We start from the raw sequence: 26728 nt of genomic DNA, 5'->3' as shown, positions 1-26728 counted from the left end.
AAAGCTGTCAGGTCTGTTGGATTTGCTGCTTGGCCTGCCTCACCACATTCTCCACGGTAAACCCGAACTTCTCCTGCAACTTGGCCAACGGCGCGGACGCACCGAAGCTGTTCATCACCACCTTGGCGCCGGTCTGGCCTACATAACGGTCCCAGCCCAATGGGCCTGCCTGTTCCACCACGACCCGCGCGTTCACCGCCGGCGGCAGCACACTGTCGCGGTAGGCCTGGTCCTGGTCTTCAAACAATTCCCAGCTGGGCATGGACACCACTTGCGCGGCAATCCCTTCGGTCTTCAGCTGCTCATAAGCCGCCACGGCCAGGCCGACTTCGCTGCCGGTCGCCAACAGCAGGACCTTGGGGTGGTCGGCAGCGGCCAGCACGTAAGCCCCCTTGGCCGCCCCGGACGCCGCTGCGTACTTTGTACGATCCAGCGTCGGTAACGGCTGACGCGACAACACCACGCAACTCGGCCGATGGGTTTGCGCCAGGGCAACCTTCCACAGCTCCAGGGTTTCATTCGCATCGCCCGGCCGCAGGGTCAGCAGTCCCGGCGTGGCGCGCAACTGCGTAAGGTGTTCGATCGGCTGGTGCGTCGGCCCATCTTCACCCACGCCAATCGAGTCATGGGTAAACACGAACACCACCGGCAACTCCATGATCGCCGCCAGGCGGATCGGCGGTTTCATGTAGTCGCTGAACACCAGGAACGTCGAGGTGTATGGCCGCAGGTAGGACAGCGCCAGCCCGTTGGCGATCGCGCCCATGGCGTGCTCACGAATGCCGAAGTGCAGGTTGCGCCCGCTGTAGTCGTCGGCACTGAAACGCCCGGCACCGTCAAAGGTAAGGTTGGTCTTGGTCGACGGTGACAAGTCCGCCGAACCGCCCAGCAGCCAGGGGACCTGTTCGGCGAACGCATTCAGCACCTCGCCGCCAGCGGCGCGGCTGGCGATGCCCTTGGGGTCGGTATCGAAGTCCGGCAGGTGCTTCTGCCAGTGTTCCGGCATTTCCCCGGCACGCATACGTCTCAATTCATCGGCCAATTCCGGTTCGAACTGCTCCAGCAAGGACAGGTGTTCGGTCCATTTTTCATACAGGGGCTCGCTGCGTTCAAGCAGGGCATCACGCAATTGCGCGCGTGCTGCTTCGGGGACCAGGAAGCTCGAGTCCTCGGGCCAGCCATACGCCGACTTGGTCAGGCGAATTTCCTCTTCGCCCAAGGGCTCGCCATGGGCGGCGGCCGTGTTGTGTTTGTGCGGTGAGCCATAGCCGATCACGCTGTCGACCACAATCAGCGTGGGTGCGCCACGATTGCAATGAAAGGCTTCCAAGGCATTGCTCAGGGCTTGCAAGTCGTTGGCATCGGTAACGTGCAGGGTGTGCCAACCATACGCCTGGAAGCGCTGGATCACGTCTTCGCTGAACGCAAGTTCAGTGTGGCCTTCAATGCTGATGGTGTTGTTGTCATAGATCCAGCACAGCTTGTCCAGCTTCAAGTGACCGGCCAAGGACGCGGCTTCACCGCTGATGCCTTCCATCATGTCGCCGTCGCCGCACAGGGTATAGACGTTGTAGTCGAACAAGGTTTTTTCTTCGCGGTTGAAGCGCTTGGCCAGCCAGCGTTCGGCCATGGCCATGCCGACACTGTTGGCACAGCCCTGGCCGAGCGGGCCCGTGGTGGTCTCCACGCCAGTGGTCATGCGGTATTCGGGGTGGCCGGGGGTCTTGGAGCCGGCTTGTCGAAATTGCTTGATATCGTCCAGGCTGACCGCGGGTTGGCCGGTGCGCTTGCCGTTGGCATCCAATTCCACTACGCCGGCCAGGTGCAGCAGCGAATACAGCAGCATCGAGGCATGACCAACGGACAACACAAAACGGTCACGGCTGGGCCAGTCGGGATGCTGGGGGTGATAGCGCAGGAAGCGGCTCCACAACGTATACCCCACCGGTGCCAGGCCCATGGGCGTGCCCGGATGGCCGGAATTGGCCTTCTGCACGGCGTCCATGGCCAAGGTGCGAAGGGTGTTGATGCATTGGGTGTCGATATCAGTGGCAGCATGAGTCATGAAACCGGTCTCCCTCGGTTGGCTATCTAGAGTGGAGGGCAGGGGGCGGCAAAGGTTTGATCAAAACGCCCGCGCTGCGACGAACGGGGCTGTATTGACCCCGGACATGACAAGACCCCTCGCAATGGTCTAGCTTCTAGGGCGTAAGCCATTGATCAACTTGCGGAGGTACGCCATGCCAGTGAAACACGACCTGTATCAGGACTTGGGGTTGAGCAAGGAAGTCGTTCACGAACGCAGGGCGAGCGATAAACGCCTGGACTCGCTGCTCACTCAATACGATGACGCTGATAAGGAGGTGCTGAAGGCAGAATCGGCAAGCGCCAGCGATGAGGATGTGGAGAAGCTGAAGAAGAAGCGGCTGTTGATCAAAGACGACATTGTCGCAAAGCTGGGGTAAACCAAAACGCCTCCCCTGTAGGAGCAAGCTTGCTCCTACAGCAGGGACGGACATATTTGTTCAGAATTGTCTGGGGGACAGGATGCTTCTCTCTGCCTATCATGCCGACCGCCCACCCGGCTCTGGGGACTGTTGCGGCGCAAGGATTGTGCTGGTGAGTCGGGTGGGCACTTCATTTCAGGCCAGCAGTGCCTTTGTGCATTCATCGATAGAGCGTTGCTGCGTCTCGCTATACAGCTTCAATTCATCAATCGTCCGACGTCCTAGCGCCTTTTCAAACTCGGCCCGATTCGAGTTGGCCGCGTAGTGACTCTGGGCTGCATCCCCCAGGTTCGACTGAAAAATCCCCGCCGCACTCACCGGTAGGAAATCCTCATACACCAACGGCTCCACATCGATGTGGCCGGCCTCGACCAGCGCTTCCAGTGTGCGCGGTTGAGCGGCAGTGCCGCGCGCCGCCAAACCTTGTTCGGTGGCGAAGTAGCGGAAGTAGGCCAAGCCCTGTTCGCGCATCTGTGCGTGGTTATCCGGGAACGCCTGGAAATGCCGTTCCATCAATTCGACATAACGTGCAGCGTTGCCCTCATTGGGAAAGGCGCCCAATTCGTCGCGCACGGCGTTCAGCAACTGGTCGTACAGCGCGCGGCCTTTGGGGGTGAGCGCCACGCCGCGCTGTTCGATTTCGCCAAAGCGCGCACTGTGGCTGCCTTGAGCGTCGGTAAAGGCGATGGGTTCGTCGAGGGCCTTGAAGCTGGTCTGGCGCAGCAGGATCGGGCAATGCCGGCGCGGTGGGCCTTCGATCACAGCCTTGGGGGTGATGCCTTTGCCGGGCATGGCGGCCTGGACCTGGTCGATGTCCAGGGTGCGCGGGGTCAGGTGGTTGATATGCGGGCCTTTGAAGGCGACCACGTCGGCGATCAGGCGGTGCTGGTCGCTCAGTTGCTGGTACTGCGCGCCGGTGACGGTGGCGGTGTGGTGCCAGCGGAAGGTTTCCAGGGCCTGGCGGATAAACTCATCGGCGTCCTCGGCGTTGAGGCCGCCGTCCTTTTCCGCTTGTTCGATCAGCGTCAGGGCGCCAGGGGTGAAGATCGAGCGCTTGGCCAGCGCGGTTTCGGCGAAGGCGCGCAGGTCGGGATTTTCGATCAGTTCCAGGCGCAGCAATGAGGTAAATACCCGAAACGGGCTGGTTTGCAACGCCTGTTCATGCACGGCGCGAAACGCGGTGGAGTGCACCGGTACGCCGGCCGGTGTCAGGTCGTAGTAGCCCACCGGTTGCATGCCCATTACGGCAAACAGGCGGCTGATGGTCGCCAGCTCTGCCGCGGTGCCCAGGCGGATCGCGCCGTGGCGTTCCATGTCCAGGCGCTGTATTTCGCCGGTGCGTTGCAGCTGCTGCGCCAGCTGCGGCTGGGTGTCGAGTACGTGGGCATTGGTCTCGGCCACCAGCTCCATCAGGGCGCCATACAAGGGAACTTCATCTCGGTACATGTCGGACATGGCCTTGGAAAAGCCCCTACGGATCTGGTCGGGGCTGACATGTGCGGTGCTGGGCATAGAAAAATTCCTGATGGCTATAGCGGTAGAGGTGGCCTTTGCCTGGATTTTGTTGAGCGCAAAGCACCCTTGCAAACGAAGATTCCTCAGGACTTCATTCTGCAAATGAATGAGATGACGTGAATATGACAAAAAACAGCCCGTGAGAAATTTCATTTAACGGCGGCTTTCCTAACTAATTCTTCACGGATTCCGCCCTGGTCGGCATGAAAGAATCGTCACGTTTGCAAGGATGAAAACGCCGTTATGCACACCAGACACATAAAAAAATGTTTAGGGGCTGTCGTTAATGAAAATTTCTACACTGGCGTTGTCGATCACCGCCGCCGTTCTTGCACAACAGGCGTTCGCTGATGATTTCGGGCTCGGTTCGCTGGGCACCGGCAACGGTCACAGCGGCTTCTTGGAAGACAGTCATGCGGCCATCAGTTCGCGGACCATGTACTACAGCGCGGATAACCGCTCGGGGACCAACAACGACCTGCGCGAAGCCGCAACCGCGCTGCGTTTTGACTACAAATCCGGTTTCACCCAAGGCACCATCGGCTTGGGCTTTGACGTCATGGCTTTCGGCGCGCTGCGTCTGGATGGCGGTGATGGCCACACGGCGGGCGCGGGCCTCTCGGGCAACGGCAACAGCTTCTTCCCGACCAAGAACAACGGCACCGAGCCTGCGGATTCCTTCGGTCGCGCGGCGGGCAACGTGAAGTTCCGCATTTCCCAGACCGAATTGCATGTCGGTGGCGGCTTGGCGCCGGTGTTGCCGATCCTGGTTTCCAACGACAGTCGCGTGGCTCCGCAGACCTTTGACGGTGGCATCCTCACCTCCAATGACATCCCCAATGTCACCTTCACCGGCGGTGAACTGAAACGCGCCGAAGGCCGTGCTTCCAGCAACTCCACGGGCTTGAGCGTGGCAGGCGGTACCCGCGACAGCGACAGCTTCAAATTCGGTGGGGTGGACTACAAACCGTTTGGTTCTTCCGACAACGTGATCGCGAAAAACCTGACGTTGCAGTACTACTACGCGCAACTGCAGGACTTCTACAAACAGAACTACTTCGGCCTGGTCCACGTGCTGCCGCTGGGCAATGATCAGTCGTTCAAGACCGACCTGCGCTACTTCGACAGCTCCAGCGACGGCAAGAACGGCGAGAGCGGTTACCAGTTCAACAACAACGGTGGCTACGCCAAGCACGCCAACGAAGTGGACAACAAAACCTACAGTGCGGCCTTCACCTACCAGTTGGGCGGCAGCAGCCTGATGCTTGGCCACATTGGCGTGGGTGATGACGGCGGCTTCGTGTGGGTGAACCAGGGCAGCCTGGCCGACCCGCACGCACAAGGCGCCGGCGGCAGCGACTTCTACCTGTTCACCGATGCCGTGGTCGGCCAGTTCTCCCGTGCGGGCGAGCAGGTCAACTTTGGTCAGTACTCGTATGACTTCAAGGCCTATGTGCCGGGTCTGAAGGCGTCCGTGGCTTACCTGGACGGCAGGGACATCAAGTCGAAGGTGGCCGGTGGCCCTGACCAGAAAGAAAACGAAGCCGACTTCCGCCTGGACTACGTCGTGCAGGCCGGTCCGCTGAAAGGGTTTGGTACGACTTTCCGTACCGGCACCTATCACGGTAAAAACACCGGCACCGCCGACCAGGACCAAACCCGCCTGATCTTCAACTACACCTACGCGATCTTCTAAGTCTTCATGTGCGCCCGGACGTCATTGGGCTCTACACTGCCTCTCACTGGGTAGGCGATGGAGGACCCGATGACGGCCACACCCGACAACCGGATACTTGGAACCCTCGAAGGCCAACGCTTGGCGCAGCAGGATGCCGAACGTTGGCGCGAGTGGGGCCCTTATTTAAGCGAACGCCAATGGGGCACGGTGCGCGAAGACTACAGCGCCGATGGCGACGCCTGGACCTATTTCCCCCATGAACACGCGCGCAGCCGTGCCTATCGCTGGGGCGAGGATGGTTTGGCGGGGTTCAGCGACAAGGCACAACGCTGGTGCCTGGGCCTGGCCCTGTGGAACGAGCGCGATGCGATCCTCAAGGAGCGCTTGTTCGGCCTCAACAACGCCGAGGGCAACCACGGTGAGGACGTCAAGGAACTGTATTTTTTCGTCGACGGCGTACCGAGCCATGCCTATATGCGCATGCTCTACAAATACCCGCATGCCGCCTTTCCCTATGACGACCTGATCAGCGAAAACGCCCGCCGTGGCCTGGCGGATGCCGAGTACGAAATCCTCGATACCGGCGTGTTCGAAGACAACCGTTACTGCGATGTCAGCGTCGAATATGCCAAGCATCAGCCCGACGACATTTTCATGCGCGTGACTGTGCACAACCGTTCGGAGCAGTCGACGCGCGTGCAGGTAGTGCCTCAACTCTGGGCGCGCAATGACTGGAGCTGGACCTTCGACGCGCCCAAGCCGCAATTGACGATGGACGGGGAACAGGTGCTGGCGCGCCACCCTGAGTTGCCTGATCGGCATCTCGGCGCCTGGGGCCAGGACGGCGTGGAGTGGTTGTTTTGCGAGAACGAGACCAACGTTGCGCGGCTGAATGGGCGGCCGGCGCCGGGACCGTTCAAGGACGGGATCAATGATTACGTGGTCGCGGGTGTGCAATCGGCGATTCGCCGTGACCGCGGCACCAAAGTCGCGGCGCGCTTCATCCTTGAGCTGGCAGGCCTGGAAAACAAAACCCTCTACCTGCGTTTTGCCCCCGTTGATGCGCCGCAGGTCAACGCCCGCAAGCTGTTCGAACAGCGCCGCCAGGAGTCCGATGACTTCTATGCCGCCTTGCAACACAACATCGCCGATGAGGATGCGCGCAATGTGCAGCGTCAAGCCTTGGCCGGGTTGCTCTGGTCAAAGCAGCTCTATTATTTCGATGTGAACCAATGGCTCGACGGCGACCCGGCACAACCTGCGCCGCCGTCCGAGCGCCTGCATATCCGCAATACCCATTGGCGGCACCTGTCCAACTTCGACATCCTCTCGATGCCTGATACCTGGGAATACCCGTGGTACGCCTCATGGGACCAGGGCTTCCAGGCGGTGGCCATCGCGCTGATCGATCCGGGATACGCCAAGCAACAGCTGTTGCTGTTGGTGAAGGACCGTTTCATGCACCCCAACGGCCAGTTGCCGGCCTATGAATGGCGCTTCGACGACGCCAACCCGCCGGTGCATGCCTGGGCCAGTTGGCGTGTCTATCAGCAGGACAAAGCGCTGACTGGCGTAGGCGATATGGATTTTCTTGAGCGAATTTTCCACAAGCTGCTGCTGAATTTTTCCTGGTGGGTCAACCGTAAGGACGCGGAGGGACGCAACCTGTTCCAGGGCGGCTTCCTCGGGCTGGACAATATCGCGTTGTTCGATCGCTCGGCCGCGTTGCCACCGGGTTACCAGCTGGACCAGGCCGATGGTACCGCGTGGGTGGCGGCCTATGCGCTGGACTTGATGCGCATCGCCCTGGAGCTGGCCAAGCGCAATGGCGTGTACGTCGACATTGCCGTGAAGTTCTTCGAGCACTTCCTGTATATCGCCGGCGCCATCAACCGCGTCGACGACAGCGCGGAAGGCCTGTGGGACGAGCAGGACCTGTTCTTCTACGACGTGCTGCACCGGCCCGACGGCGCGAACGAGCCGGTGCGCCTACGTTCGATCGTCGGGCTGATGCCGCTGTTTGCCGTGTTGGTGCTGGAGCAGCGCGAGCATGAAGGCCTGGAAGGTTTGCGCGAGCGTTTGCTGGGGTTTATGAAGCACCGGCCGGACCTGGCCAAATTGGTCTCGCGCTGGAACGAGCCGGGGCAGGGCAATCGCCTGTTGCTGGCATTGTTGCGTGGTGAGCGCACCAAGGATTTGTTGCGGCGCATGTTGGCTGACGAAGAGTTCTTGTCGGCGTTTGGCGTGCGCTCCCTGTCCAAGGCGTTCGCGGAACAACCGCTGGCGTTGAAGATGAACGGCAATACCCTGTGTGCGAGCTACCAACCCGGCGAATCCGACTCGCGGTTGTATGGCGGCAACTCCAACTGGCGCGGGCCGCTGTGGATGCCGGTCAACTACATGCTGATCGAGTCGTTGCGAGAGTTTCACCGCTACTACGCGGACAACTTCTCGGTGGAGTACCCGGCCGGCAGTGGTTACCTGTCCTCCCTGGAGGACGTCGCCAACAGCCTCAGTCAGCGCCTGACGCGTCTGTTTCTGCGCGACGAAAATGGCTCAAGGCCGTCGATGGCAGGGTACGCCCAGCTGGAAGCTGACCCGGCCAGCCGCGACCTGGTGTTGTTCCACGAGTATTTCCACGGGGAAACCGGGCGCGGACTGGGCGCGTCCCACCAGACGGGGTGGAGCGCGCTGGTGGCGTTGCTACTGCAGCCAGGGGCTTGAGTTTCTTTGTGGCGATTGTTGTGGTGAGCGGGCAGAGCGCTGAACTACAGGCGACGCAGGAAGGATTTAACGATGTGCCGGGTGGCGTCGGTGGTGTCCAGTTCATCCATGGCGCCATAAGGGTGCCACTGGCAATCGATTATTTCATTGCAGGGTTTTGCATCGGCGATGTTCACCACTGACGCTTCGAACACGTGGTGAACGGTGTCGCGAGCCTTCAGTTCCTGCAAGTACAGCAAGCCATCCACGTTCAAGCCGGTTTCTTCTTCCAGTTCGCGTTCCGCCGCGCCGACCGGGCGCTCATTGCGTTCGACCTTGCCGCCCGGCAGCGCCCATTTCGATCTGGCCTTGCGTACGAAGAGGATATGCCCCTCGTGTTCGCAAATGACCGTGGCCCTTATTTTCATCGTCTGTGCCCCCGCAGTGGGATGAATGTCATAAAAGTGTAATGCAATTGTCATGCTAAGTGGTTATGGCGCTGACGCGTGGGGTTGTGGATACTGCCCGATTGATCAAAACGGACGAGGAGAGCAGATGAGCACCGTACGCTGGGGCATGATCGGCTGTGGCAGTGTCACTGAGTTAAAGAGTGGACCCGCTTTCTACAAAGCGCCAGGTTCGGCGCTGGTCGCCGTGATGGGGCGCCGTGAAGAGGCTGTGCGCGATTATGCGACACGCCATGGGATTGCCCGCTTCTACACCGATGCCCAGGCTCTGATCAACGATCCCGAAGTGGACGCGGTGTACATCGCCACGCCACCCGACAGCCACCTGGAATACAGCCTGATGGTGGCCGCCGCGGGCAAGCATTGCTGTGTCGAAAAGCCGATGGCATTGAATGCCGAGCAAAGCGCATTGATGCAGCGCACCTTCGAGCGTGCCGGCCTGCATCTGTTTGTCTCGTATTACCGCCGCTCACTGCCGCGTTTCCAGCAAGTGCGCCAGTGGCTGCAGGACGGGCGCATTGGCCAATTGCGTCACCTGACCTGGACCTTGTGCAAGCCACCGGGCGCCGACGACGCCAGCGCCGCCAATTGGCGTACCGACCCGCTCATTGCCGGTGGGGGTTACTTTGCCGACCTGGCCAGCCATGGGTTTGATCTATTCCAGTACCTGGCCGGGGATATCGTCGAGGTCTCGGGCTTTACCGCGCGACAGGCCGGGCGCTACGCCGCCGAGGATGCGGTGACCGCCTGCTGGACGTTCGCGTCCGGCGCGCTGGGCATGGGCTGCTGGAACTTTGTCGCCGACCGCCGCGAAGACAAGGTCGAGCTGATCGGCAGCAAGGGGCGCATCACGTTTGCAGTATTCGAAGACCAGCCGCTGCGCCTTGAAGGCGAGGTGGACGAGGTGCTGGAGGTGCCTTGCCACGCGCATATCCAATGGCATCATGTGCTGGCCATGAACGCCCATATTCGCGGGGAAGCCGAACACCCCTCACAGGCGATCGAGGCGTTGAAGACCGATCGGATCCTCGACAAGGTGCTACAGCGTAACCCCCATCATCCTGGCTAGGTACGATAGGGTTGTGTTTTTTCAAGGAACAGATGGATGAAATTCTGGATGATGGTGTGGCTGGTCATTGCCACCAGCGCAATGGCCGCACCACGAGAACAACGCCCGGCAGGGGATTTTGATTTTTATGTGTTGTCACTGTCGTGGTCGCCCACGTTCTGCCTGACGCACCCGAGCAACGAGCAATGCACGGGTAAAGGCTACGGCTTTGTATTGCACGGGTTATGGCCGCAGTATGCCCGAGGCGGGTGGCCGGCGTCGTGTGACCCGCAATCGCGGCTGTCGGCCGAAGACATTGCCAAGGGCGCGCTGATGTTTCCCACCCAGGCATTGCTCAAGCATGAGTGGGCCAAACACGGTACGTGCAGCGGCCTGGGACCCACGCGTTACCTGGACGCCACCGACGCGGCGCTGGCCACGGTGCAGATCCCGCAGCAACTGCAGCCATTCAATGTGCCCAATTACCTTGAAGCACGGGACATCGAACAGTTGTTCCGCCAGAGCAACCCCGCCATGGGCGATCACAGCATGGCGGTGATCTGCAAGGGCAAGGTGCTGTCCGAAGTGCGCGTGTGCCTGAGCAAGGAACTGCGCTTTGCCGGCTGCCCCAAAAGTGTGAAAACCCAGTGTCGCGGCGGTGATATTCGTATTCCGGTTCAGCGCTGATCCGGCGTCTGGAGCGCGTGCAACGCAATGGTTGCCGCGGCGTTGGCCGTTGGCGCCCCGGCGCGATCTGCCAGGTAACGTGCTGGCGGCTGGCCTACCGCCTTGCGGAACATGGTGATGAAGCCGCTGGCGTTCTCGTAGCCCAGGTTCAGGGCGACCCGCTGCACACTGTCGCCCCTGGCCAGGCGTTGCAGTGACAGGATCACATGCAACTGCCGGCGCCAGCGGCCGAAACTCAAGCCAAATTCTTCCAGCAACAGGCGCGTCATGCTGCGCTCGCTCATGCCGATGCGCATGGCCCATTGGCCGAGCGTGGCTTTGTCGCCGGGGTCGGCCAGCAGGCTGTCGGCCAGGCGCCGCAAGCGCGGATCCCGGGGCATCGGCAGATGCAGGTCCTCGATGGGCGCCTGGGCCAGCTCGTCCAGCAGTGTGCGGATCAGGCGCCCCTGTGCGCCGTCCTCGTCGTACAGTTGCGGGAAGCTTACGGCTTTGCTGATCAGTTCATGCAACAGGCCGGACACCGACAGCGTGCAACATTGCGCGGGCAGGGCGCCGGCGGCGTCCGGGTCGATCAACAGGCAATACACCTCCGCTTCGCCGGAACCGCGCGCCGCATGGGGCAGGCCGCCGGGAATCCACAGCGCGCACTGGGGCGGCACGATCCAGATGCCAGCCTCGATCTGGCAATGAATCACCCCGCGCAGGGTGTACATCAGCTGCCCCTTGCGATGGGAATGCGGGGCATGCTCCCAGCTCTCGGACGTGCTGGTGGCGTTCACGGCCACCACGGCGCGCGGGAGCAGGTCGGCGTCCCTGACTCTGGAGGGATCACGATGATCAAGGCGGTGGCGTTGCATGGCGGCTTCACGTTTTGGCTGAATTGCGAAATATTCTGGCTATTCTGTGCAATGCCGTCCAGCGGGTTGAGCCTTATGATGAGATTCACTCTCATCAACGGCTACTCAAGGGGCTTTGCCATGCGACTCGACAGTTCAACATTCCCAGTGGTGAAAATCGTCTTCGATGCACCCAACGAGGGCGGGCCGGAAGATGCCTTCCTGACCTTCGAAAGCCTGCTGGCCCGCCAGCAATCCTTCGTGCTGCTGCACGAGAAATCCGTGGATGAAAACAACCACGAGCACTCCCACGAGGAGCGCAAGCACGCGTCGATCTGGATGAAGAAAAACAAACAGGCGCTGCGCACCTACGTCAAAGGCATGATTCAGGTGGAGCCCAGCGCCGCGCAACGCTTGGCGCTCAAGCCGTTTGCCGCGATGTTCGGCAAGGCCTGGGGCTACCCGCTGCTGGTGGTGGAATCCAGGGAAAGCGCCTGGGCGCTGGCGCGGGACGTGCTGGATGAGCGGGTGTCGGATGTGGCGCACTTCTAACCGCTCCTACAGGGGGATATGGCTCAGTCCACGCAGATCGCCCGCCCCAGCTTGCCTTTCTCCACCGTCGCCGAGCAGCCGAAGTGGCTGTTATCCACCTGGCAGGTGCCGCTGATCGGTGTGGTGCCTGTTTGTGTGGTCACGCTGGTCTGGCACTCACCCTCGCACTGGCTCGAATCGGTGCACGCCTTGCCCGCGTCCCTGTACGGCGTGATGCACTTCCAGGTCTGCAACTTGCCGACTTGCTTCATCGTGCCGCCGCCGGCCAGGCATGTTGACGCAGCGGAGTCTTGGGCGGGGGGCGTGGTGGGTGTGGTCGTGGTGCAAGCCGATACCAACAGCAGGGCGGCCAGGCCGATCATCAATTTCATGCAAAAGTCCTCATGGAGTAAGCGCAACGGTGCAGTGTACGGGCATTTGGACTACTTTGATTGACGAGCGATCCCTACCCGGTACTGGCCATGCGCACGTTATGGAAGCGGTATATGGCGTTGTTGGAAAACGATCTGAGCACGCAGATCTTCGACAACGTGAAAAACTTGCTGGTGTGTGCACTGCTGTTTGCGGCGGGGACGAATACGTTGCTGGGTCAGCGTGACTTGTTTATCGGGGTGTTTGCCTCCAGCGTGGCCGGCTGGGGCCTGATCATCCTGTCGACGCTGTTGATGCTCCTGAATATCAGCGACGGTATTCGCCGGCTCGCCAAGCTGCGTTATCACCTGGCGCTGCAGTTATTATTGATCCTTGTCTACCTGGTGATCGCCGAACGGGTGGTCGAGATTGTGTGGGGCTTTCGGGCGCATTGAAGTATCCTCCGCGACCCGTTTGCCAGTGATTCAAACACAGATGACAGGACAAGACATGCAGGCGATGCTCTCGTCGATCCTCGACGAAGTGCGCCCCCTGATCGGCCTCGGCAAAGTCGCCGACTACATCCCCGCACTTGCCGATGTGCCCGCCAACCAACTCGGCATCGCCGTTTACGGCAACGATGGTGCGGCCTACTGCGCCGGTGATGCCGATACGCTGTTCTCGGTGCAGAGCATCTCCAAAGTGTTCAGCCTGGTGCAGGCCATCGACCACGGCGGCGAAACCATCTGGGAACGCCTGGGCCACGAACCTTCGGGGCAGCCGTTCAACTCCATGGTGCAACTGGAGTTCGAACGCGGCCGCCCGCGTAATCCGTTCATCAATGCCGGCGCGCTAGTGATCTGCGACATCAACCAATCGCGCTTCGCCGTGCCGATTTTGTCGATGCGCGACTTTGTGCGGCGTCTGTCCGGCAACCCGCAGATCCTGGTCAACAGCGTCGTCGCCGAGTCCGAAGCCCAACACGGCGCGCGCAACGCGGCCATGGCCTACCTGATGAAGTCGTTCGGCAACTTTCACAACGATGTCGATGCGGTGCTGCACAGCTATTTCAATTATTGCGCGCTGCAAATGAGCTGCCTGGATTTGGCCCGGGCCTTCAGTTTCCTGGCCAACGAAGGCGTGAGCGCCCACAGCGGCGAGCAGGTCCTCACCGCGCGCCAGACCAAGCAGGTCAACTCGATCATGGCCACCAGCGGGCTCTATGATGAAGCGGGAAATTTTGCCTATCGCGTGGGGTTGCCGGGCAAGAGCGGGGTAGGCGGCGGGATTGTCGCCGTGGTGCCGGGGCAGTTTACGGTGTGCGTGTGGTCACCGGAGTTGAACGCGGCGGGGAACTCGCTGGCGGGGATGAAGGCATTGGAGTTGTTGAGTGAGCGGATTGGGTGGTCGGTGTTTTAGATCGCGTCGGATGGCAGCACTCAGGCCGCTCAGGCAGAGATGGGTAAACGTCCAACTTTGTGGGGTCAGTTCACTCTGCGTGGGAGCGAGCTTATCTCCCCCTGTGGCGGGGACCTGTTCAGTATTTGTGTTGCTTCATTTTGAACGTCTCTTCGGTATCGGAAAAATCATGCTGACCTCTCCCTGATACTCGCGATACCTGTCTCCAAACAACACCGTCAGATCCTTCTCTTCAAAGTAGGTGCCGATAAAGAGATAGACCGTCAGCCCCATCGCAAACTGTAAATGACCGACCGTCATGTCCGGCGTAGCCCAAAAGGCAATCAGGAACCCAAGATACAGCGGGTGACGAATGATCTTATAGAGCAGCGGGGTCCTGAACACTGGCGCGTGTTGCGCTGTGTCGCGCCAGCGGTCAATCGCTTGCTTGAGCCCGAAGAGTTCGAAGTGGCTGATCAACAGCGTCGCCAATAACACAATGGACCACCCCGCCCAGAACAGCCCCGTTATCAAAGCCCTCGCCCAGGCTGTTTCGATATGCCATACCTGATAGGTGATGGGGTGCCACAGCCAGAACATCACCCCCAGTACCAGACTGCTGAACAACACATAGGTGGAGCGTTCAGCCGCCGTCGGAATGAGTGCAGTCAACCTGCTCTTGAAGCGTTTACGCGCCATGACGCTGTGCTGTAGACCAAACAGGATGATCAGCAAACCGTTGATCAACGTTGCCAGTGGCCAGTCGATAAGTCGCCCCGCGTTGATGTTCTTGGGCACCACGACGCTGCCCAAGAACCCCATCAGGTATAAAAAGGTGACTAGGAAAACCACGTAGCAAGCGATGCTGTACACCAACCCGACCAAGCGCGCGGGGAGGCTGTCGGCGTGTGTTTGTGGGTTCATGGACGATTCCTTTCGCACATGGTAAAGGCGTGAGCCAGACGAGGATTGAGTTCGACTGGCTCAGGCTAGCAGGGTGCGTCGGTTCAGTAACCTGTGAGTGTTGACAGCTCTTTAGAGTGTTTAGCGATTCAAACGATGTTCAACCGGTCCAACAGGCTATACCACGCCACCCCCGCCCCGATGTAGAAACGCTGCAACCCATGCATCGGTAGCCGTTGCAACGGTGTCACCGGGTAGGCGAACTCCGCCTGGCTGTCACACAACTTGCCCGCCAACTGTTGCCCCAGGCTGGTACACAGTGCGATCCCGCGCCCATTGCAGCCCAGTGCCAACGTTAAACCCGGCGCGGGCTGGTGAACGTGGGGCATGAAGTCCCGCGTGATCGCGATACGTCCGGCCCAGCGATACTCGAACTGCAGTGGCCCCAACTGCGGAAACAGCAGCGCCAGCGAGCGTTCCAGGTGGGCGAAATCCGTCGGTGAAGTGGGGTCGTTGAACAGCCCGCGGCCGCCCATCAACAAGCGCCCATGGCTGTCCTTGCGAAAGTACAGCAGCAGCCTTTGCGCGGTGGAGACGGTTTCCTGGCCCGGCAGGATGCGCTCGGCGACGCTGCCACTCAACGGTGTGGTGGCGACGATAAAGCTGTTTGCCGCAAGGACGCTCTGCGCCATGCCCGGCCACAGGTTGCCGCTGTAGCCGTTGGTGGCCAGCACGACTTGATCGGCCATGACCCGTGCACCCGAAGCCGTCTGCAATTGCCAGCCCGCTCCCTGGCGCCGCAAGTCGGTCACCGCGCTCTGCCCATGAATGCGTACACCCGCCGCCAATGCCGCGCCCACCAATCCACGGGCATACGCCAACGGTTGAATCGCCCCTGCACGACCATCCAGCCAGCCGCCGGCAAATGCGTCACTGCCCATGCGTGACGCCACCGTCGACGCATCCAGACGCTGCACCGGCACACCGCGCCGCGCCCACTGATCCGCTCGCGCGTGCAACCCGGCGACGCCTTTTTCGGTGTATGACACCTGCATCCAGCCCTTGCGTACCGGCGCGCAATCAATGCCGTGCTTTTCGATCAGCTTGAACACCAGGTCTGCTGAACTCGACACGGTCGAGATCAACGGTTCGGCGCGCTCCGGCCCGAACATCTGCACCAGTTGCTCGGGGTCGTATTTGAGCGTGGGATTGACCTGCCCACCATTGCGTCCAGATGCCCCCCAACCGGGCTCATTGGCTTCCAGCACGCACACGCTGACACCACACTCGGCCAAGTGCAGTGCGGTCGACAAGCCGGTGTATCCCGCCCCGACAATCGCCACATCCACCTTCATCGACTCCCTCAACGCAGGTGTCGGCACCACCGAGGGCGCCGTCGCGGACCACAATGACTTCATGACAGGCTCCGCGTATCGCCAGTGGGGTGCAGCACCCGCCGCAGGAAATCCTGGGTACGCGGATGCTGCGGATTGCCCAGCACCTGTTCCGCCGCACCACTTTCGACGATGTAACCGCCATGCAGGAAACACACGCGGTCGGCGACTTCGCGGGCAAAGCCCATTTCGTGGGTGACCACAATCATAGTCATGCCTTCGTCGGCCAAGGTGCGCATCACCGCCAGCACATCGCCCACCAGTTCCGGGTCGAGGGCGGAGGTGGGTTCGTCGAACAACATGGCGTCGGGTTTCATCGCCAAGGCGCGGGCGATGGCCACGCGTTGTTGCTGGCCGCCGGAGAGTTGCTCCGGGTAAGCATCGGCCTTGGCGCTCAGGCCGACCTTTTCCAGCAACACCAGGGCTTCTTCGCGGGCTTGCGTGGGCGGTTCGCCTTTGACGTACACCGGGCCTTCCATCACGTTTTCCAGCACGGTGCGATGGGGGAACAGGTTGAAGCGCTGGAACACCATGCCCATGCGGCTGCGCAGGGCGTGCACGGTCTTGCTGCCGCGCTGCACGGTTTCGCCGAACACGGTGATCACGCCGCCGTCGTAGGCTTCCAGTGCATTGATGCAGCGCAGCAGGGTGGATTTGCCCGAGCCCGAGGGGCCGATCAGGCACACCACTTCGCCCTTGGCCACGTTCAGGTCGACACCGTGCAGTACGCGGTGGCTGCCGTAGTGTTTGTGCAGTTGGTGAATGTTGATCATGCTTTTTTCCTCCGACCCAGGTGTTGTTCCATGCGGCGCAGGCCATACACCAGCGGCAGGCTCATCAGCAGGTAGAGCAGGGCGACCAGGGTGTAGACGGTCATGTTCTGGAAGGTCGACGAGGCGATCAGCTGGCCCTGTCGGGTCATCTCGGCCACGGTGATGGTCGACACCAGGGACGAGTCCTTGAGCATCATCACCAGGGTGTTGCCGTAGGGCGGCAGAGCGATGCGAAACGCTTGTGGCAGGATCACCCGGCGCATCATCAGCGCCGAGCGCATCCCCAAGGCTTCGGCAGCTTCGCGCTGGCCTTGTTCGACGGCAATGATGCCGGTACGGAAGTTCTCGGCCTGGTACGCCGAGTAGGCGATGCCCATGCCGATCACACCCGCATAGAACGCGGTGAGGTGCACGCCCATGTCGGGCAGTACGAAGTAGATGTAGAACAGCTGCACAATGATTGGCAGGCCACGGATCACGTTGATGATGGTGCTGGCCGTCCAAGACAGTGCACGAATCGGCGACAGCTTGAGCAGCGCCAGTACCAACCCGAGCGCACTGCTGAGCAGGAACGACAGCACGGTGATCTGGATCGTCACCCAGGCGCCTTGCAGCAGGATCGGCAGGAAGTCCAGGGCGTTTTGCAGGAACTCAGCCGGCTTCATGGGCGCACCTGGGTATCAAGTCCCCACTTCTTGAGGATGCTGTCGAGGGTGCCGTCAGCCTTGATGCTGGCGATGGCGGTGTTCAGGCGCTCCAGGGTTTGCGCATCGCCCTTGCGCACCACCAGGCAGACTTCGCCGACGTTGCTGGGCGTGTAGTCAGGAGCGAGCTTCACGCCTTTGAACAGCTTCTGGCGGATCTGGTAGGCCACCACTGGTTGGTCGCCCACAGCGGCCTTGATGCGGCCCAGGGAGAGGTCGCGGACCATCTCGCCGATGGAATCGTAGGTGCGGATCTCCTTGAAGATGCCGAGCTTGTTCAGCTGGTCATAGAAGATCGTGCCGGCCTGCACGCCGACCACCTGATCCTTGAGTGGCATGAGATCAGGGTAAGCGGCGTTGTCGTCGGCATTGATGATCAGGCCTTCACCGTACGCGTAAACCGGGGCGCTGAAGTCGACGACCTTGGTGCGCTCTTCGGTCTTGAGCATGCCGGCGGAAATGAAGTCGAGCTTGCCGGAGGTGAGGGAGGGGATCAGCGCGGCGAAGTTGGTCTGCTCGATCTGGCTGGTGAAACCGCCGGCCTTGCCTACGGCTTCAGCGACATCAACCATCACGCCCTGAATGCTGTTGCTCTTGATGTCGAGGAAGGTAAACGGCGAACCACTGGCCGTTGCACCGACTTTGTAAGAGGACGCACTTTCTGCGTGCACGGCGGTAACGCAGAACGTGGCGCAGAGGCCGAAGGCAAGGCGGCGAAACAAGGGCGAAAGACTGTTCATCGGGTTACTCCAGAAGGAAAACGGAAAGTCAGTACCGCAAGCGGCTGCCGATGAAATCGCAAGCTCTGTGCCATTTCGATTAATAAAAATCGTATATCGCTACACAAAATTGAAAAAATGAAGCAGTCGTATCGATATGCGATATTAGATGGTCTATTTTTGTAATTTAAGGTAGAAATATCGCCACGCCTGATCGACCTGACCACGAGTACGCCATGTCCGAAGATCGCAACAGTCTGCACAACCAATCCCTGGAAAAAGGCCTGTCGGTGCTCAAGGCATTCAGCGCACAGCGCCGCAGCATGAGCCTTGCGGAGGTGGCCGAGGCCGCCGGCATGACCAAAAGTTCGGCCCAGCGCATGGTATTTACGCTCGAAAGCCTGGGTTACCTTCGGAAACACTCGCGCACACGGCATTACCAACTCACACCTCGGGTGTTGGAGTTGGGCTTCAGCTATCTGGATGCGCATTCGTTGATCGAGGTGGCCAACCCGTTTTTATCGGAACTGACGCGATTGACCGGCGAGACGTCGTGCCTTACCGAGCCTGCGGGCTACGACATGACCTACATCGCACGCTTCGTCAGCTCGGGTTTCGTGCCGGTGCACATGCCGATTGGCTCGCGGGTACCGATGTACTGCACGGCGTCGGGGCGGGCGTATTTGAGCGCGTTGCCGCAGGAGGAGGCGTTGGTGTTGATCGAGAACAGCCAGCGCATTGCGCATACCAGCCAGACATTGACCGAGGTCGACAGGATTCTGGAGTCGTTGCAGCAAGTGCGCGAGCAGGGCTATGCGGTAAATGGCCAGGAGCTGTTCCTGGGCGACATGACCATCGGCGCGCCGGTACTGGGTGCCAATGGCCGGCCGGTGGCAGCGGTGCATGTGGTGGCGCCGACCAGTCGGTGGAGCAGGGCGGATGCGCAGAAGCAACTGGCGCCGGCGTTGTTGCAGTGTTCGCGGGCGCTGAGCAATTCAGCGCGGAACCTCGAATAACCGACAACCTCTGTAGGCGCTCGCGAAAAACCAACAGGCACCGCGTGCATCCAGAATGCCCGCGTCTTCGTTGACGTTCTTCGCGAGCAGGCTCGCTCCTACAGTAGGGTGGGTTGGCATCAAAAAAAATGCGCCCCTCAGGACGCATTTTTTGTTCGGTCAACGATTGCCTATTCAGGCAATTGCATCCCAGGCACGATCACCGTGCTCGTCTTTGATCCGCGTCGGCAAGCCCATCACGTCCAGCGCTTTCAGGAACGGCTCGGCTGGCAGTTCCTCGACGTTGGCCATGTGCTTCACATCCCATTCGCCACGGGCGACCAGCAGCGCAGCGGCCACCGGTGGTACGCCTGCGGTGTAGGAGATGCCCTGGCTGTCGGTTTCGGCAAAGGCTTCTTCATGGCACGCCACGTTGTAGATGAACAACTCGCGTGGCTGGCCATTCTTGGTGCCCTTGACTAGGTCTCCAATGCAGGTTTTGCCGGTGTAGCCCGGTGCGAGCGAAGACGGGTCGGGCAGCACGGCCTTGACCAGTTTCAGCGGCACGACTTCCAGGCCTTCGGCGGTGGTGACCGGCTTCTCGGAGAGCAGGCCGAGGTTCTTCAGTACGGTGAACACGTTGATGTAGTGTTCGCCGAAACTCATCCAGAAACGCACGTTGGGCACGTCGAGGTTTTTCGACAGCGAGTGCACTTCATCGTGGCCGGTGAGGTAAAGGTTCTGCGAACCGACTACCGGCAGGTCGTCGGTGCGTTTGACTTCGAACATGGTGTTGCTGGTCCACTGGCTGTTCTGCCAGCTCCACACCTGTCCGGTGAACTCGCGGAAGTTGATTTCCGGGTCGAAATTGGTGGCGAAGTATTTGCCGTGGGAGCCGGCATTGACGTCGAGAATGTCGATCGAATCAATGCGGTCGAAATGCTGTTGCTGCGCCAGCGCGGCATACGCGTTGACGACACCCGGGTCGAAGCCCACGCCAAGGATGGCGGTGATGTTCTTCTGTTTGCACTCTTCCAGGTGGTTCCACTCGTAGTTGCCGTACCACGGCGGGGTCTCGCAGACCTTGCCCGGCTCTTCGTGGATGGCGGTGTCGAGGTACGCAACGCCGGTGTCGATGCAGGCCCGCAGGACCGACATGTTGAGGAACGCGGAACCGACGTTGATGACGATCTGCGATTCGGTCTCGCGGATCAGGGCCTTGGTCGCTTCCACGTCCAGGGCGTTCAGCGCGAAGGCTTGGATATCGGCGGGAACCTTGAGGCTACCCTTGGCCTTGACGCTGTCGATGATGGCCTGGCATTTGGAGATGTTGCGCGACGCGATAGCAATACGACCGAGTTCGTCGTTGTGCTGCGCGCACTTGTGGGCCACCACCTTGGCGACACCTCCTGCACCAATGATAAGAACGTTCTTTTTCAATTGCTTTATCTCTCCTTTATCCGCCAGCTTACGAAAGGCTGGACAGGTAGTCGTCGTAACCAAATTCACGAACCACTTCGACAGTACCGTCGAGTTGTTTCACTACGATGGACGGCATTTTCAGGCCGTTGAACCAGTTTTTCTTGACCATGGTGTAGCCTGCGGTGTCGATGAACGACAGCCGATCGCCGATGGCCAGCGGACGATCAAATTGATACTCGCCGAAAATGTCCCCGGCCAGGCAGGATTTGCCGCACACCATGTAAGTGTGTTCGCCATCGCTCGGTGCCAGCTTGGCATTGAGGCGATAGATCAGCAGGTCCAGCAGGTGGGCTTCGATGGAGCTATCTACCACGGCGAGGTTCTTGCCGTTGTAGAGGGTGTCGAGCACGGTGACTTCCAGGGAGGCACTGTTGGTGATCGCCGCTTCGCCGGGTTCCAGGTACACCTGCACGCCGTACTGTTCGGAGAACGCTTTCAGGCGCGCGCAGAACGCGTCCACCGCGTAGTCTTCCCCAGTGAAGTGGATGCCGCCGCCGAGGCTGACCCACTCGACCTTGTGCAGCAGCGCGCCGAAGCGTTCTTCGATCACGCCCAGCATCTTGTCGAACAGGCTGAAGTCGCCGTTCTCGCAGTTGTTGTGGAACATGAAGCCGGAGATCTGCTCGATCACACCTTCGATCTTCACCGGGTCCCATTCGCCCAGGCGGCTGAATGGACGCGCTGGGTCGGCCAGCAGGTAGTCGGAACTGCTCACCTGTGGGTTCACGCGCAGGCCACGGGTCTTGCCTTCGGAACGTTCGGCAAAACGCTGCAGCTGGCTGATGGAGTTGAAGATGATCTTGTCGCAGTTATTCAGCATCTCTTCGATTTCATCGTCGGCCCAGGCCACGCTGTAGGCGTGCGCCTCGCCTTCGAACTTCTGGCGACCGAGCTTGAGCTCATACAGCGACGACGACGTGGTGCCGTCCATGTATTGCTGCATCAGGTCGAACACCGACCAGGTGGCAAAGCACTTGAGCGCCAGCAACGCCTTGGCGCCGGACTGCTCGCGCACGTAAGCAATCTTCTGCATGTTGACCAGAAGCTTCTGTTTATCGATGAGGTAGTACGGCGTTTTGATCATTTTTGAGAGCCTGCGGCGGTGCCTGCCAAAAAAGGACACGCATTGTGCCCGCACTTGGATCGAATCGAAAGGTTAGTGGGCGGATTTTGCGTGCCCGATTTTTCCAGACTAGCCCAGGAGTATGACTGTCTATGGAGAGACACCGGCCCACATTTGGATCGCTGTTCATCCTGCTGCAGGGTATTTGCTGTCATCAAACCGTAACCCTCCCACCACCGTCCTGCCATATTCCCCCGCTACTGTCCTCGCCAATGAGATCGATCTCAAGCGAGTGACAATGACTGACCTGAAAGACGTAGCACGGCTGGCTGGGGTATCCCGCGCCACCGCCGCCCGTACCTTTGCTTCCCCTGACCAGGTGCGCCCGACCACCCGTGAGCAGGTGTTCGCCGCCGCCCGTGAGCTGGGCTTTCGCCCCAATCTGCTGGGCCGCCAACTGCGCCTGCAAACCACCCAGTTGATTGGGGTGGTGGTGCCCAACCTGCTCAACCCGGTATTCGCTGAACAGTTCCAGGCCATGGAACGTGCGGCGCGGGCGCGCGGCTACAGCCTGTTGCTGGCGACCACCGACTACAGCAGCGAACGCGAGTGCAGTGTGGTCGAAGAGCTGCTGCGCCAGCGTGTCGACGGCCTGGTGCTGACGGTCACCGATGCCGAAAGCAACAGCGTGCTCAGCAGCCTTAACACCGAACAGACCCCGTTCGTGCTGGCCTACCACCAACCGAACAACCCCGACTACAGCGCCGTGTCGGTCGACAACCGCGCCGGCATGGCAATGGCTACCCGTTATCTGCTGGATGCGGGCCATCGACGCATCAGCATGGTCGCCGGCCCCGCGTTGCAGTCCGACCGTGCCCGCCTGCGCTACGCCGGTTATTGCGATGCCATGCTCGAATACAGCCTTGAGCCCCGCTCAGTGATCGAAATGCCGGCCCACACCCAGGCCGAATTCGCCGCCATCCAACCCGTTCTCCAAGGTGCTGATGCGCCCTCCGCGCTGGTGTGTTCCAACGACTTTCTGGCAATCAGCCTGATCGCCGAACTGCGCCGTAACGCCTGGAACGTGCCCGAACAACTCTCGGTGATGGGCTTCGACGGCATCAGCCTCGGCACTCAGATGCACCCGACCCTGTGCAGCGTGGTGCAGCCCATCGCCTTGCTGGCCAGCACCGTAATTGACCAACTGCTGGCGCAAATCGCCGGCAATGCCCCGACGTCCCATTGCCTGCCTTGCCATATCCGGCCGGGCGACAGTACTCAATCCCACGAGGAAACCCATGATGCGCGCACTCAGTAAAACCCTGGCAGCCGTGCTGCTCTGCGGTGCGGCCAGCCTGGCCCAGGCCGCCGACACTGCAATCTGCTACAACTGCCCGCCGGATTGGGCCGACTGGGGCACCCAACTCCAGGCCATCGCCGCCAGCACCGGTGTGCAAGTGCCGCTGGACAACAAGAACTCCGGCCAGTCTCTGGCACAGTTGGTGGCGGAAAAAGCCGCACCGGTGGCGGACGTCGTTTACTACGGCGTGACCTTCGGCCTGCAGGCGCAAAAAGCTGAAGTGGTCGACACTTACAAACCCAAGGCCTGGGACCAGATTCCTGCAGGTTTGAAAGACCCCGCCGGCCATTGGTTCGCGATCCATTCCGGCACCTTGGGCATTATGGTCAACGTCGATGCGCTCGGTGGTTTGCCGGTGCCGCACAGTTGGGCTGACCTGCTCAAGCCGGAATACAAAGGCATGGTTGGTTACCTCGACCCGTCCAGCGCCTTTGTCGGCTACGTCTCGGCAGTGGCGATCAACCGCGCCATGGGCGGCGACCTGGACAACTTTGCGCCGGCCATCGATTACTTCCAAAAGCTCGCGAAAAACACGCCCATCGTGCCCAAGCAAACGGCCTATGCGCGCGTGCTGTCTGGTGAGTTGCCGATCCTGGTGGACTACGACTTCAACGCTTACCGCGCGCGCTACAAGGACAAGGCCAACGTCGCCTTCGTGATCCCGGAGGAAGGCAGTATCAGCGTGCCCTATGTGATGAGCCTGGTGGCTAACGCGCCGCACCGCGCCAATGCGCAAAAGGTCCTCGATTTCGTGCTGTCGGACGAAGGCCAGGCACTCTGGGCCAAGGCCTACCTGCGCCCGGTGCGCCCGATGAAAATGCCGGCTGACGTAGCTGCACAGTTCCTGCCCGACAGCGACTACGCCCGCGCCGGGGTGGTGGACTACGAAAAAATGGCCGCCGTGCAGGAAGCCTTCGCCGCCCGTTACCTGAACGAGGTCAAGTAAGTGGCAGCATCGTCAAGACATGCGGTCTGGGCGCTGGCCCCGGCCTTTGCGGTGCTGCTCGCGTTCTGGCTGTTGCCGCTGGCGCACTTGGTGGTGCTCGGTGCCGACAGCCGCGACAGCAACGGCAGCGGGTACTGGCAGGTGCTCAGCAGTGCGCAGTACTTGGGCAGCCTTGGGCAAACGTTGGTCCTGGCCGTGGTGGTAACGCTGGTCGCGTTGGTGATTGGCGGCATCAGCGGGGTATTCCTCGCCCGGCAGCAGTTTTTCGGGCGCTCGGCGTTGGTGGCATTGCTCACCTTTCCTTTGGCCTTTCCCGGTGTGGTGGTGGGCTTCCTGGTGATTTTGCTGGCTGGCCGGCAAGGCCTGCTGGCCTCACTGGGCCTGCAACTGGCCGGCGAGCGCTGGATCTTTGCCTATTCGTTGGCGGGACTGTTTGTGGGCTACCTGTATTTCTCGATTCCACGGGTGATCCTCACGGTGATGGCCGCGTGCGAAAGCCTTGACCGCAGCCTGGAGGAGGCTGCGCATTCCCTCGGCGCCGGGCATTGGCGCGTGGTGTGCGACGTGATCGTGCCGGGCCTGGCGCCCGCGTTGGCGTCTTGCGGCGCGATCTGTTTTGCCACGTCCATGGGGGCCTTCGGCACGGCCTTTACCTTGGGCACGCGACTGAATGTCACCCCGGTGGCGATCTACAACGTATTCACCAACTACGCCAACTTTGCCGTCGCCGCTGCGCTGTCGGTGGTGCTTGGCGTGGTGACCTGGGCGGTGTTGCTGCTCACGCGACGCCTGGTGAAAAACGCGGGAACTGTGCTGTGAAACGCTCATCACTGTTTGTGCTGCAACTGCTGTTCACCCTGCTGGTGTGTGCCTTCATGTTGGTGCCGGTGCTGATGTCTTTGCTGGCCGGCTTGACCCGCAACTTTTTCGTGGGGCTGTCCAGTGGCTTGACCTTTGATTGGTTGATCCAGGTGTGGCAGGCCTATTCGCCCACCGTGTGGTTGTCGCTGCAATTGGCGCTGGCCTGCGCGGTAGTTGTCTGCGTGATCGGCGTGCCGGCGGCCTACGCGCTGGTGCGGATGAACAACCGCTTCAGTCGCGCCTTCGAAGAGTTGATGGTGCTGCCGGTGGCGATGCCGGGGTTGGCCAGTGCGCTGGCCTTGCTGCTCACCTACGGCCAGTTCGGCAGCTTTCGTAGCAGTTGGCTGTTCATCTTGGTTGGCCATGTGCTGTTCACCTTGCCGTTCCTGGTACGCCCGGTGATGGCGGTGATGCAACGCCAGCAACTGCCGCTGCTGGAGGAGGCGGCGGCCAGTCTGGGCGCGGGTCCGATCAAACGCTTTTTCAGCGTGGTGGTGCCCAACTGCCGGGCGGGGATTCTGGCGGGCGTGCTGATGGTGGTGACCTTGTCCCTGGGTGAATTCAACCTGACCTGGATGCTCCACACCCCCATGACCAAGACGCTGCCCGTGGGCCTGGCCGACAGCTATGCCTCGGCGCGCCTGGAAATCGCCAGTGCCTACACCCTGATCTTTTTGCTGATGATCGTGCCGCTGCTGATTGCGTTGCAGGCCATCAGTGCCCGTTTGTCCCGTGGAGAACGTCGATGACCGCTATCACTATCCGCCTGCAAGGCTGTCGCAAGGCGTTCGCCGATGGCACCGTGGCCGTGCATGACCTGAACCTGACCGTCGAGGGCGGCGAAACCCTGGCGATCCTTGGCCCATCCGGCTGTGGCAAAACCACCACGTTGCGCCTGATCGCCGGCCTGGAGCGCCCGGATGTGGGCCAGGTGCTTTTCGGCGATCAGGACGTGACCCGCCTGCCCATCGAGCGCCGCGACGTGGGCATGGTGTTCCAGAACTATGCACTGTTTCCCAACCTGAACGTGGCGGGCAACATTGTTTATGGCTTGAAGATTCGTGGCATGGGGGGAGTGGAGCGCGAGAAGCGCTGCGAAGAGCTGCTGGAGCTGGTGGGCTTGCAACACCACGGCAAGCGCAGCATCCACGAACTTTCCGGCGGCCAGCGTCAGCGCGTAGCACTTGCCCGCGCCTTGGCGCCACGTCCGAAAGTGCTGTTGCTGGACGAACCGCTGGCGGCCCTCGACGCGCAATTACGTGAGCGCCTGCGCAGCGAACTGAATGACCTGTTGCGCGGTCTTGGCATCACCTCGGTGTTCGTCACCCATGATCAGGGCGAAGCCATGGCCCTGGGCGATCGCATCCTGGTCATGGAGCACGGCCGTGTGGCGCAACTGGCCAGCCCGCGTGACATCTACCACAAACCTGCCAACGCCTTTGTCGCCGGCTTCGTCGGCAACCTCAATGCCTTTCCGGTCATCGAACCGTCGGCCCATGGCTTGAAAGTCTGCGGCGGCGAGTTGCCGTGGCACGCCGCCGAGCTGCCCAGCACAGTCTATTGCCGCCCCGAACACCTGAGGGTGATGGAGGGTGAGGGGCACCTGCACGGCCACCTGCTGGCGCAGTTCTTCCAAGGCGCGCAAAGCCGCCTGCTGGTGGATGTGGGCGGCCCGCAACCGCTGTTGGTCGACAGCAGCGACAACCAGTTGTACGCCGTCGGCGCGCCAATTGCCCTGGCGATTGCGCCGCACATGTTGTTCACCCTGAATGCTTGAGAATCTATT

General features: G+C 60.9%; 26 protein-coding genes. 14 read left to right on the top strand and 12 right to left on the bottom strand.

What is annotated here, in order from left to right; genetic code table 11:
• Window positions 1–7: 7 nt before the first annotated feature.
• Window positions 8–2065 (bottom strand): transketolase, encoded by a 2058-nt coding sequence (gene tkt, locus PF1751_RS15275; RefSeq protein ID WP_042572209.1) that lies wholly within the window; start codon window positions 2063–2065, stop codon window positions 8–10.
• Between the two features lie 175 nt (window positions 2066–2240).
• Between tkt and PF1751_RS15270 the strand changes: the two genes are divergently transcribed.
• Entirely contained in the window at window positions 2241–2465 is a 225-nt protein-coding gene (locus PF1751_RS15270) for a DUF465 domain-containing protein (RefSeq protein WP_010209888.1), read from the top strand.
• A 177-nt stretch (window positions 2466–2642) separates the two neighbouring features.
• Here the strand turns inward: PF1751_RS15270 and hglS are convergent, their stop codons facing one another.
• A complete protein-coding gene (gene hglS, locus PF1751_RS15265; RefSeq protein ID WP_044287309.1) occupies window positions 2643–4019 on the bottom strand; it encodes a 2-oxoadipate dioxygenase/decarboxylase HglS in 1377 nt (458 codons plus the stop codon).
• A 289-nt stretch (window positions 4020–4308) separates the two neighbouring features.
• Between hglS and PF1751_RS15260 the strand changes: the two genes are divergently transcribed.
• Window positions 4309–5718, top strand: coding sequence for an OprD family outer membrane porin (locus PF1751_RS15260; protein ID WP_044287308.1), 1410 nt, complete (start codon window positions 4309–4311; stop codon window positions 5716–5718).
• Window positions 5719–5787: 69 nt separating this feature from the next.
• The gene (locus PF1751_RS15255; RefSeq protein WP_044287307.1) at window positions 5788–8424 is read left to right on the top strand and encodes an MGH1-like glycoside hydrolase domain-containing protein; all 2637 of its coding nucleotides are present in this window, start codon (window positions 5788–5790) and stop codon (window positions 8422–8424) included.
• Between the two features lie 44 nt (window positions 8425–8468).
• On the opposite strand, the gene PF1751_RS15250 is transcribed toward PF1751_RS15255, so the two are convergent.
• Window positions 8469–8831: an NUDIX hydrolase gene (locus PF1751_RS15250; RefSeq protein ID WP_010209895.1), complete on the bottom strand. Its 363-nt coding sequence runs from the start codon at window positions 8829–8831 to the stop codon at window positions 8469–8471.
• Window positions 8832–8958: 127 nt separating this feature from the next.
• Between PF1751_RS15250 and PF1751_RS15245 the strand changes: the two genes are divergently transcribed.
• Both PF1751_RS15245 and PF1751_RS15240 read left to right on the top strand, forming a co-directional pair.
• Complete coding sequence (locus tag PF1751_RS15245; RefSeq protein ID WP_021491604.1) at window positions 8959–9939, top strand: Gfo/Idh/MocA family protein; 981 nt, start codon at window positions 8959–8961, stop codon at window positions 9937–9939.
• A 36-nt stretch (window positions 9940–9975) separates the two neighbouring features.
• The gene (locus PF1751_RS15240) at window positions 9976–10605 is read left to right on the top strand and encodes a ribonuclease T2 family protein (RefSeq protein ID WP_010209899.1); all 630 of its coding nucleotides are present in this window, start codon (window positions 9976–9978) and stop codon (window positions 10603–10605) included.
• On the opposite strand, the gene PF1751_RS15235 is transcribed toward PF1751_RS15240, so the two are convergent.
• Complete coding sequence (locus PF1751_RS15235) at window positions 10596–11462, bottom strand: AraC family transcriptional regulator (RefSeq protein WP_044287306.1); 867 nt, start codon at window positions 11460–11462, stop codon at window positions 10596–10598. The genes PF1751_RS15240 and PF1751_RS15235 overlap by 10 nt on opposite strands.
• Window positions 11463–11582: 120 nt before the next feature.
• Here PF1751_RS15235 and PF1751_RS15230 point away from each other — a divergent pair, with 120 nt between their 5' ends.
• Window positions 11583–11993, top strand: a complete 411-nt coding sequence (locus PF1751_RS15230; protein ID WP_010209901.1) for a hypothetical protein — start codon at window positions 11583–11585, stop codon at window positions 11991–11993.
• A 23-nt stretch (window positions 11994–12016) separates the two neighbouring features.
• Here PF1751_RS15230 and PF1751_RS15225 read toward each other — a convergent pair whose 3' ends face one another.
• Window positions 12017–12364 carry a hypothetical protein gene (locus PF1751_RS15225; RefSeq protein ID WP_010209902.1) on the bottom strand — a complete coding sequence of 116 codons (348 nt, stop codon included), beginning with the start codon at window positions 12362–12364 and terminating at the stop codon, window positions 12017–12019.
• A gap of 90 nt (window positions 12365–12454) precedes the next feature.
• Between PF1751_RS15225 and PF1751_RS15220 the strand changes: the two genes are divergently transcribed.
• Both PF1751_RS15220 and glsB read left to right on the top strand, forming a co-directional pair.
• Window positions 12455–12799, top strand: coding sequence for a hypothetical protein (locus tag PF1751_RS15220; RefSeq protein ID WP_029529123.1), 345 nt, complete (start codon window positions 12455–12457; stop codon window positions 12797–12799).
• A 55-nt stretch (window positions 12800–12854) separates the two neighbouring features.
• A complete protein-coding gene (glsB, locus tag PF1751_RS15215; RefSeq protein ID WP_010209905.1) occupies window positions 12855–13763 on the top strand; it encodes a glutaminase B in 909 nt (302 codons plus the stop codon).
• 135 nt (window positions 13764–13898) lie between these two features.
• Here glsB and mddA read toward each other — a convergent pair whose 3' ends face one another.
• From mddA to PF1751_RS15190, 5 genes are all read right to left on the bottom strand, one after another.
• A complete protein-coding gene (mddA, locus tag PF1751_RS15210) occupies window positions 13899–14666 on the bottom strand; it encodes a methanethiol S-methyltransferase (protein ID WP_044287305.1) in 768 nt (255 codons plus the stop codon).
• Between the two features lie 128 nt (window positions 14667–14794).
• Complete coding sequence (locus tag PF1751_RS15205; RefSeq protein ID WP_044287304.1) at window positions 14795–16063, bottom strand: NAD(P)/FAD-dependent oxidoreductase; 1269 nt, start codon at window positions 16061–16063, stop codon at window positions 14795–14797.
• On the bottom strand, window positions 16060–16812 hold the full coding sequence (locus PF1751_RS15200; protein ID WP_010209910.1) for an amino acid ABC transporter ATP-binding protein: 753 nt from the start codon (window positions 16810–16812) through the stop codon (window positions 16060–16062). Before PF1751_RS15200 ends, PF1751_RS15205 begins: the two co-directional genes overlap by 4 nt.
• Window positions 16809–17477 carry an amino acid ABC transporter permease gene (locus PF1751_RS15195; protein ID WP_021491600.1) on the bottom strand — a complete coding sequence of 223 codons (669 nt, stop codon included), beginning with the start codon at window positions 17475–17477 and terminating at the stop codon, window positions 16809–16811. The genes PF1751_RS15200 and PF1751_RS15195 overlap by 4 nt, the downstream gene beginning before the upstream one ends.
• The gene (locus tag PF1751_RS15190; protein WP_010209912.1) at window positions 17474–18256 is read right to left on the bottom strand and encodes an ABC transporter substrate-binding protein; all 783 of its coding nucleotides are present in this window, start codon (window positions 18254–18256) and stop codon (window positions 17474–17476) included. Before PF1751_RS15190 ends, PF1751_RS15195 begins: the two co-directional genes overlap by 4 nt.
• Window positions 18257–18471: 215 nt before the next feature.
• Between PF1751_RS15190 and PF1751_RS15185 the strand changes: the two genes are divergently transcribed.
• The gene (locus PF1751_RS15185; protein ID WP_010209913.1) at window positions 18472–19251 is read left to right on the top strand and encodes an IclR family transcriptional regulator; all 780 of its coding nucleotides are present in this window, start codon (window positions 18472–18474) and stop codon (window positions 19249–19251) included.
• 174 nt (window positions 19252–19425) lie between these two features.
• Here PF1751_RS15185 and PF1751_RS15180 read toward each other — a convergent pair whose 3' ends face one another.
• Complete coding sequence (locus PF1751_RS15180; protein WP_010209914.1) at window positions 19426–20670, bottom strand: saccharopine dehydrogenase family protein; 1245 nt, start codon at window positions 20668–20670, stop codon at window positions 19426–19428.
• Window positions 20671–20698: 28 nt separating this feature from the next.
• Window positions 20699–21796, bottom strand: coding sequence for a carboxynorspermidine decarboxylase (locus tag PF1751_RS15175; RefSeq protein ID WP_044287303.1), 1098 nt, complete (start codon window positions 21794–21796; stop codon window positions 20699–20701).
• A gap of 277 nt (window positions 21797–22073) precedes the next feature.
• Between PF1751_RS15175 and PF1751_RS15170 the strand changes: the two genes are divergently transcribed.
• From PF1751_RS15170 to PF1751_RS15150, 5 genes are read left to right on the top strand one after another with little or no spacing between them, the layout of a single operon-like run.
• Complete coding sequence (locus PF1751_RS15170) at window positions 22074–23093, top strand: LacI family DNA-binding transcriptional regulator (protein WP_044287302.1); 1020 nt, start codon at window positions 22074–22076, stop codon at window positions 23091–23093.
• Window positions 23077–24081 (top strand): ABC transporter substrate-binding protein, encoded by a 1005-nt coding sequence (locus PF1751_RS15165; protein ID WP_010209918.1) that lies wholly within the window; start codon window positions 23077–23079, stop codon window positions 24079–24081. Before PF1751_RS15170 ends, PF1751_RS15165 begins: the two co-directional genes overlap by 17 nt.
• Complete coding sequence (locus PF1751_RS15160) at window positions 24082–24900, top strand: ABC transporter permease (protein ID WP_021491596.1); 819 nt, start codon at window positions 24082–24084, stop codon at window positions 24898–24900. It begins immediately after the preceding gene.
• Window positions 24897–25691, top strand: coding sequence for an ABC transporter permease (locus tag PF1751_RS15155; RefSeq protein ID WP_044287301.1), 795 nt, complete (start codon window positions 24897–24899; stop codon window positions 25689–25691). The genes PF1751_RS15160 and PF1751_RS15155 overlap by 4 nt, the downstream gene beginning before the upstream one ends.
• The gene (locus PF1751_RS15150; RefSeq protein WP_010209921.1) at window positions 25688–26719 is read left to right on the top strand and encodes an ABC transporter ATP-binding protein; all 1032 of its coding nucleotides are present in this window, start codon (window positions 25688–25690) and stop codon (window positions 26717–26719) included. The genes PF1751_RS15155 and PF1751_RS15150 overlap by 4 nt, the downstream gene beginning before the upstream one ends.
• The last annotated feature ends 9 nt before the right edge of the window (window positions 26720–26728 follow it).

Origin of the sequence: Pseudomonas simiae (assembly GCF_000934565.1) — a bacterium.
In the GTDB taxonomy this organism is placed as follows: domain Bacteria; phylum Pseudomonadota; class Gammaproteobacteria; order Pseudomonadales; family Pseudomonadaceae; genus Aquipseudomonas; species Aquipseudomonas simiae.
This window is presented reverse-complemented; position numbering and strand designations above follow the sequence as displayed.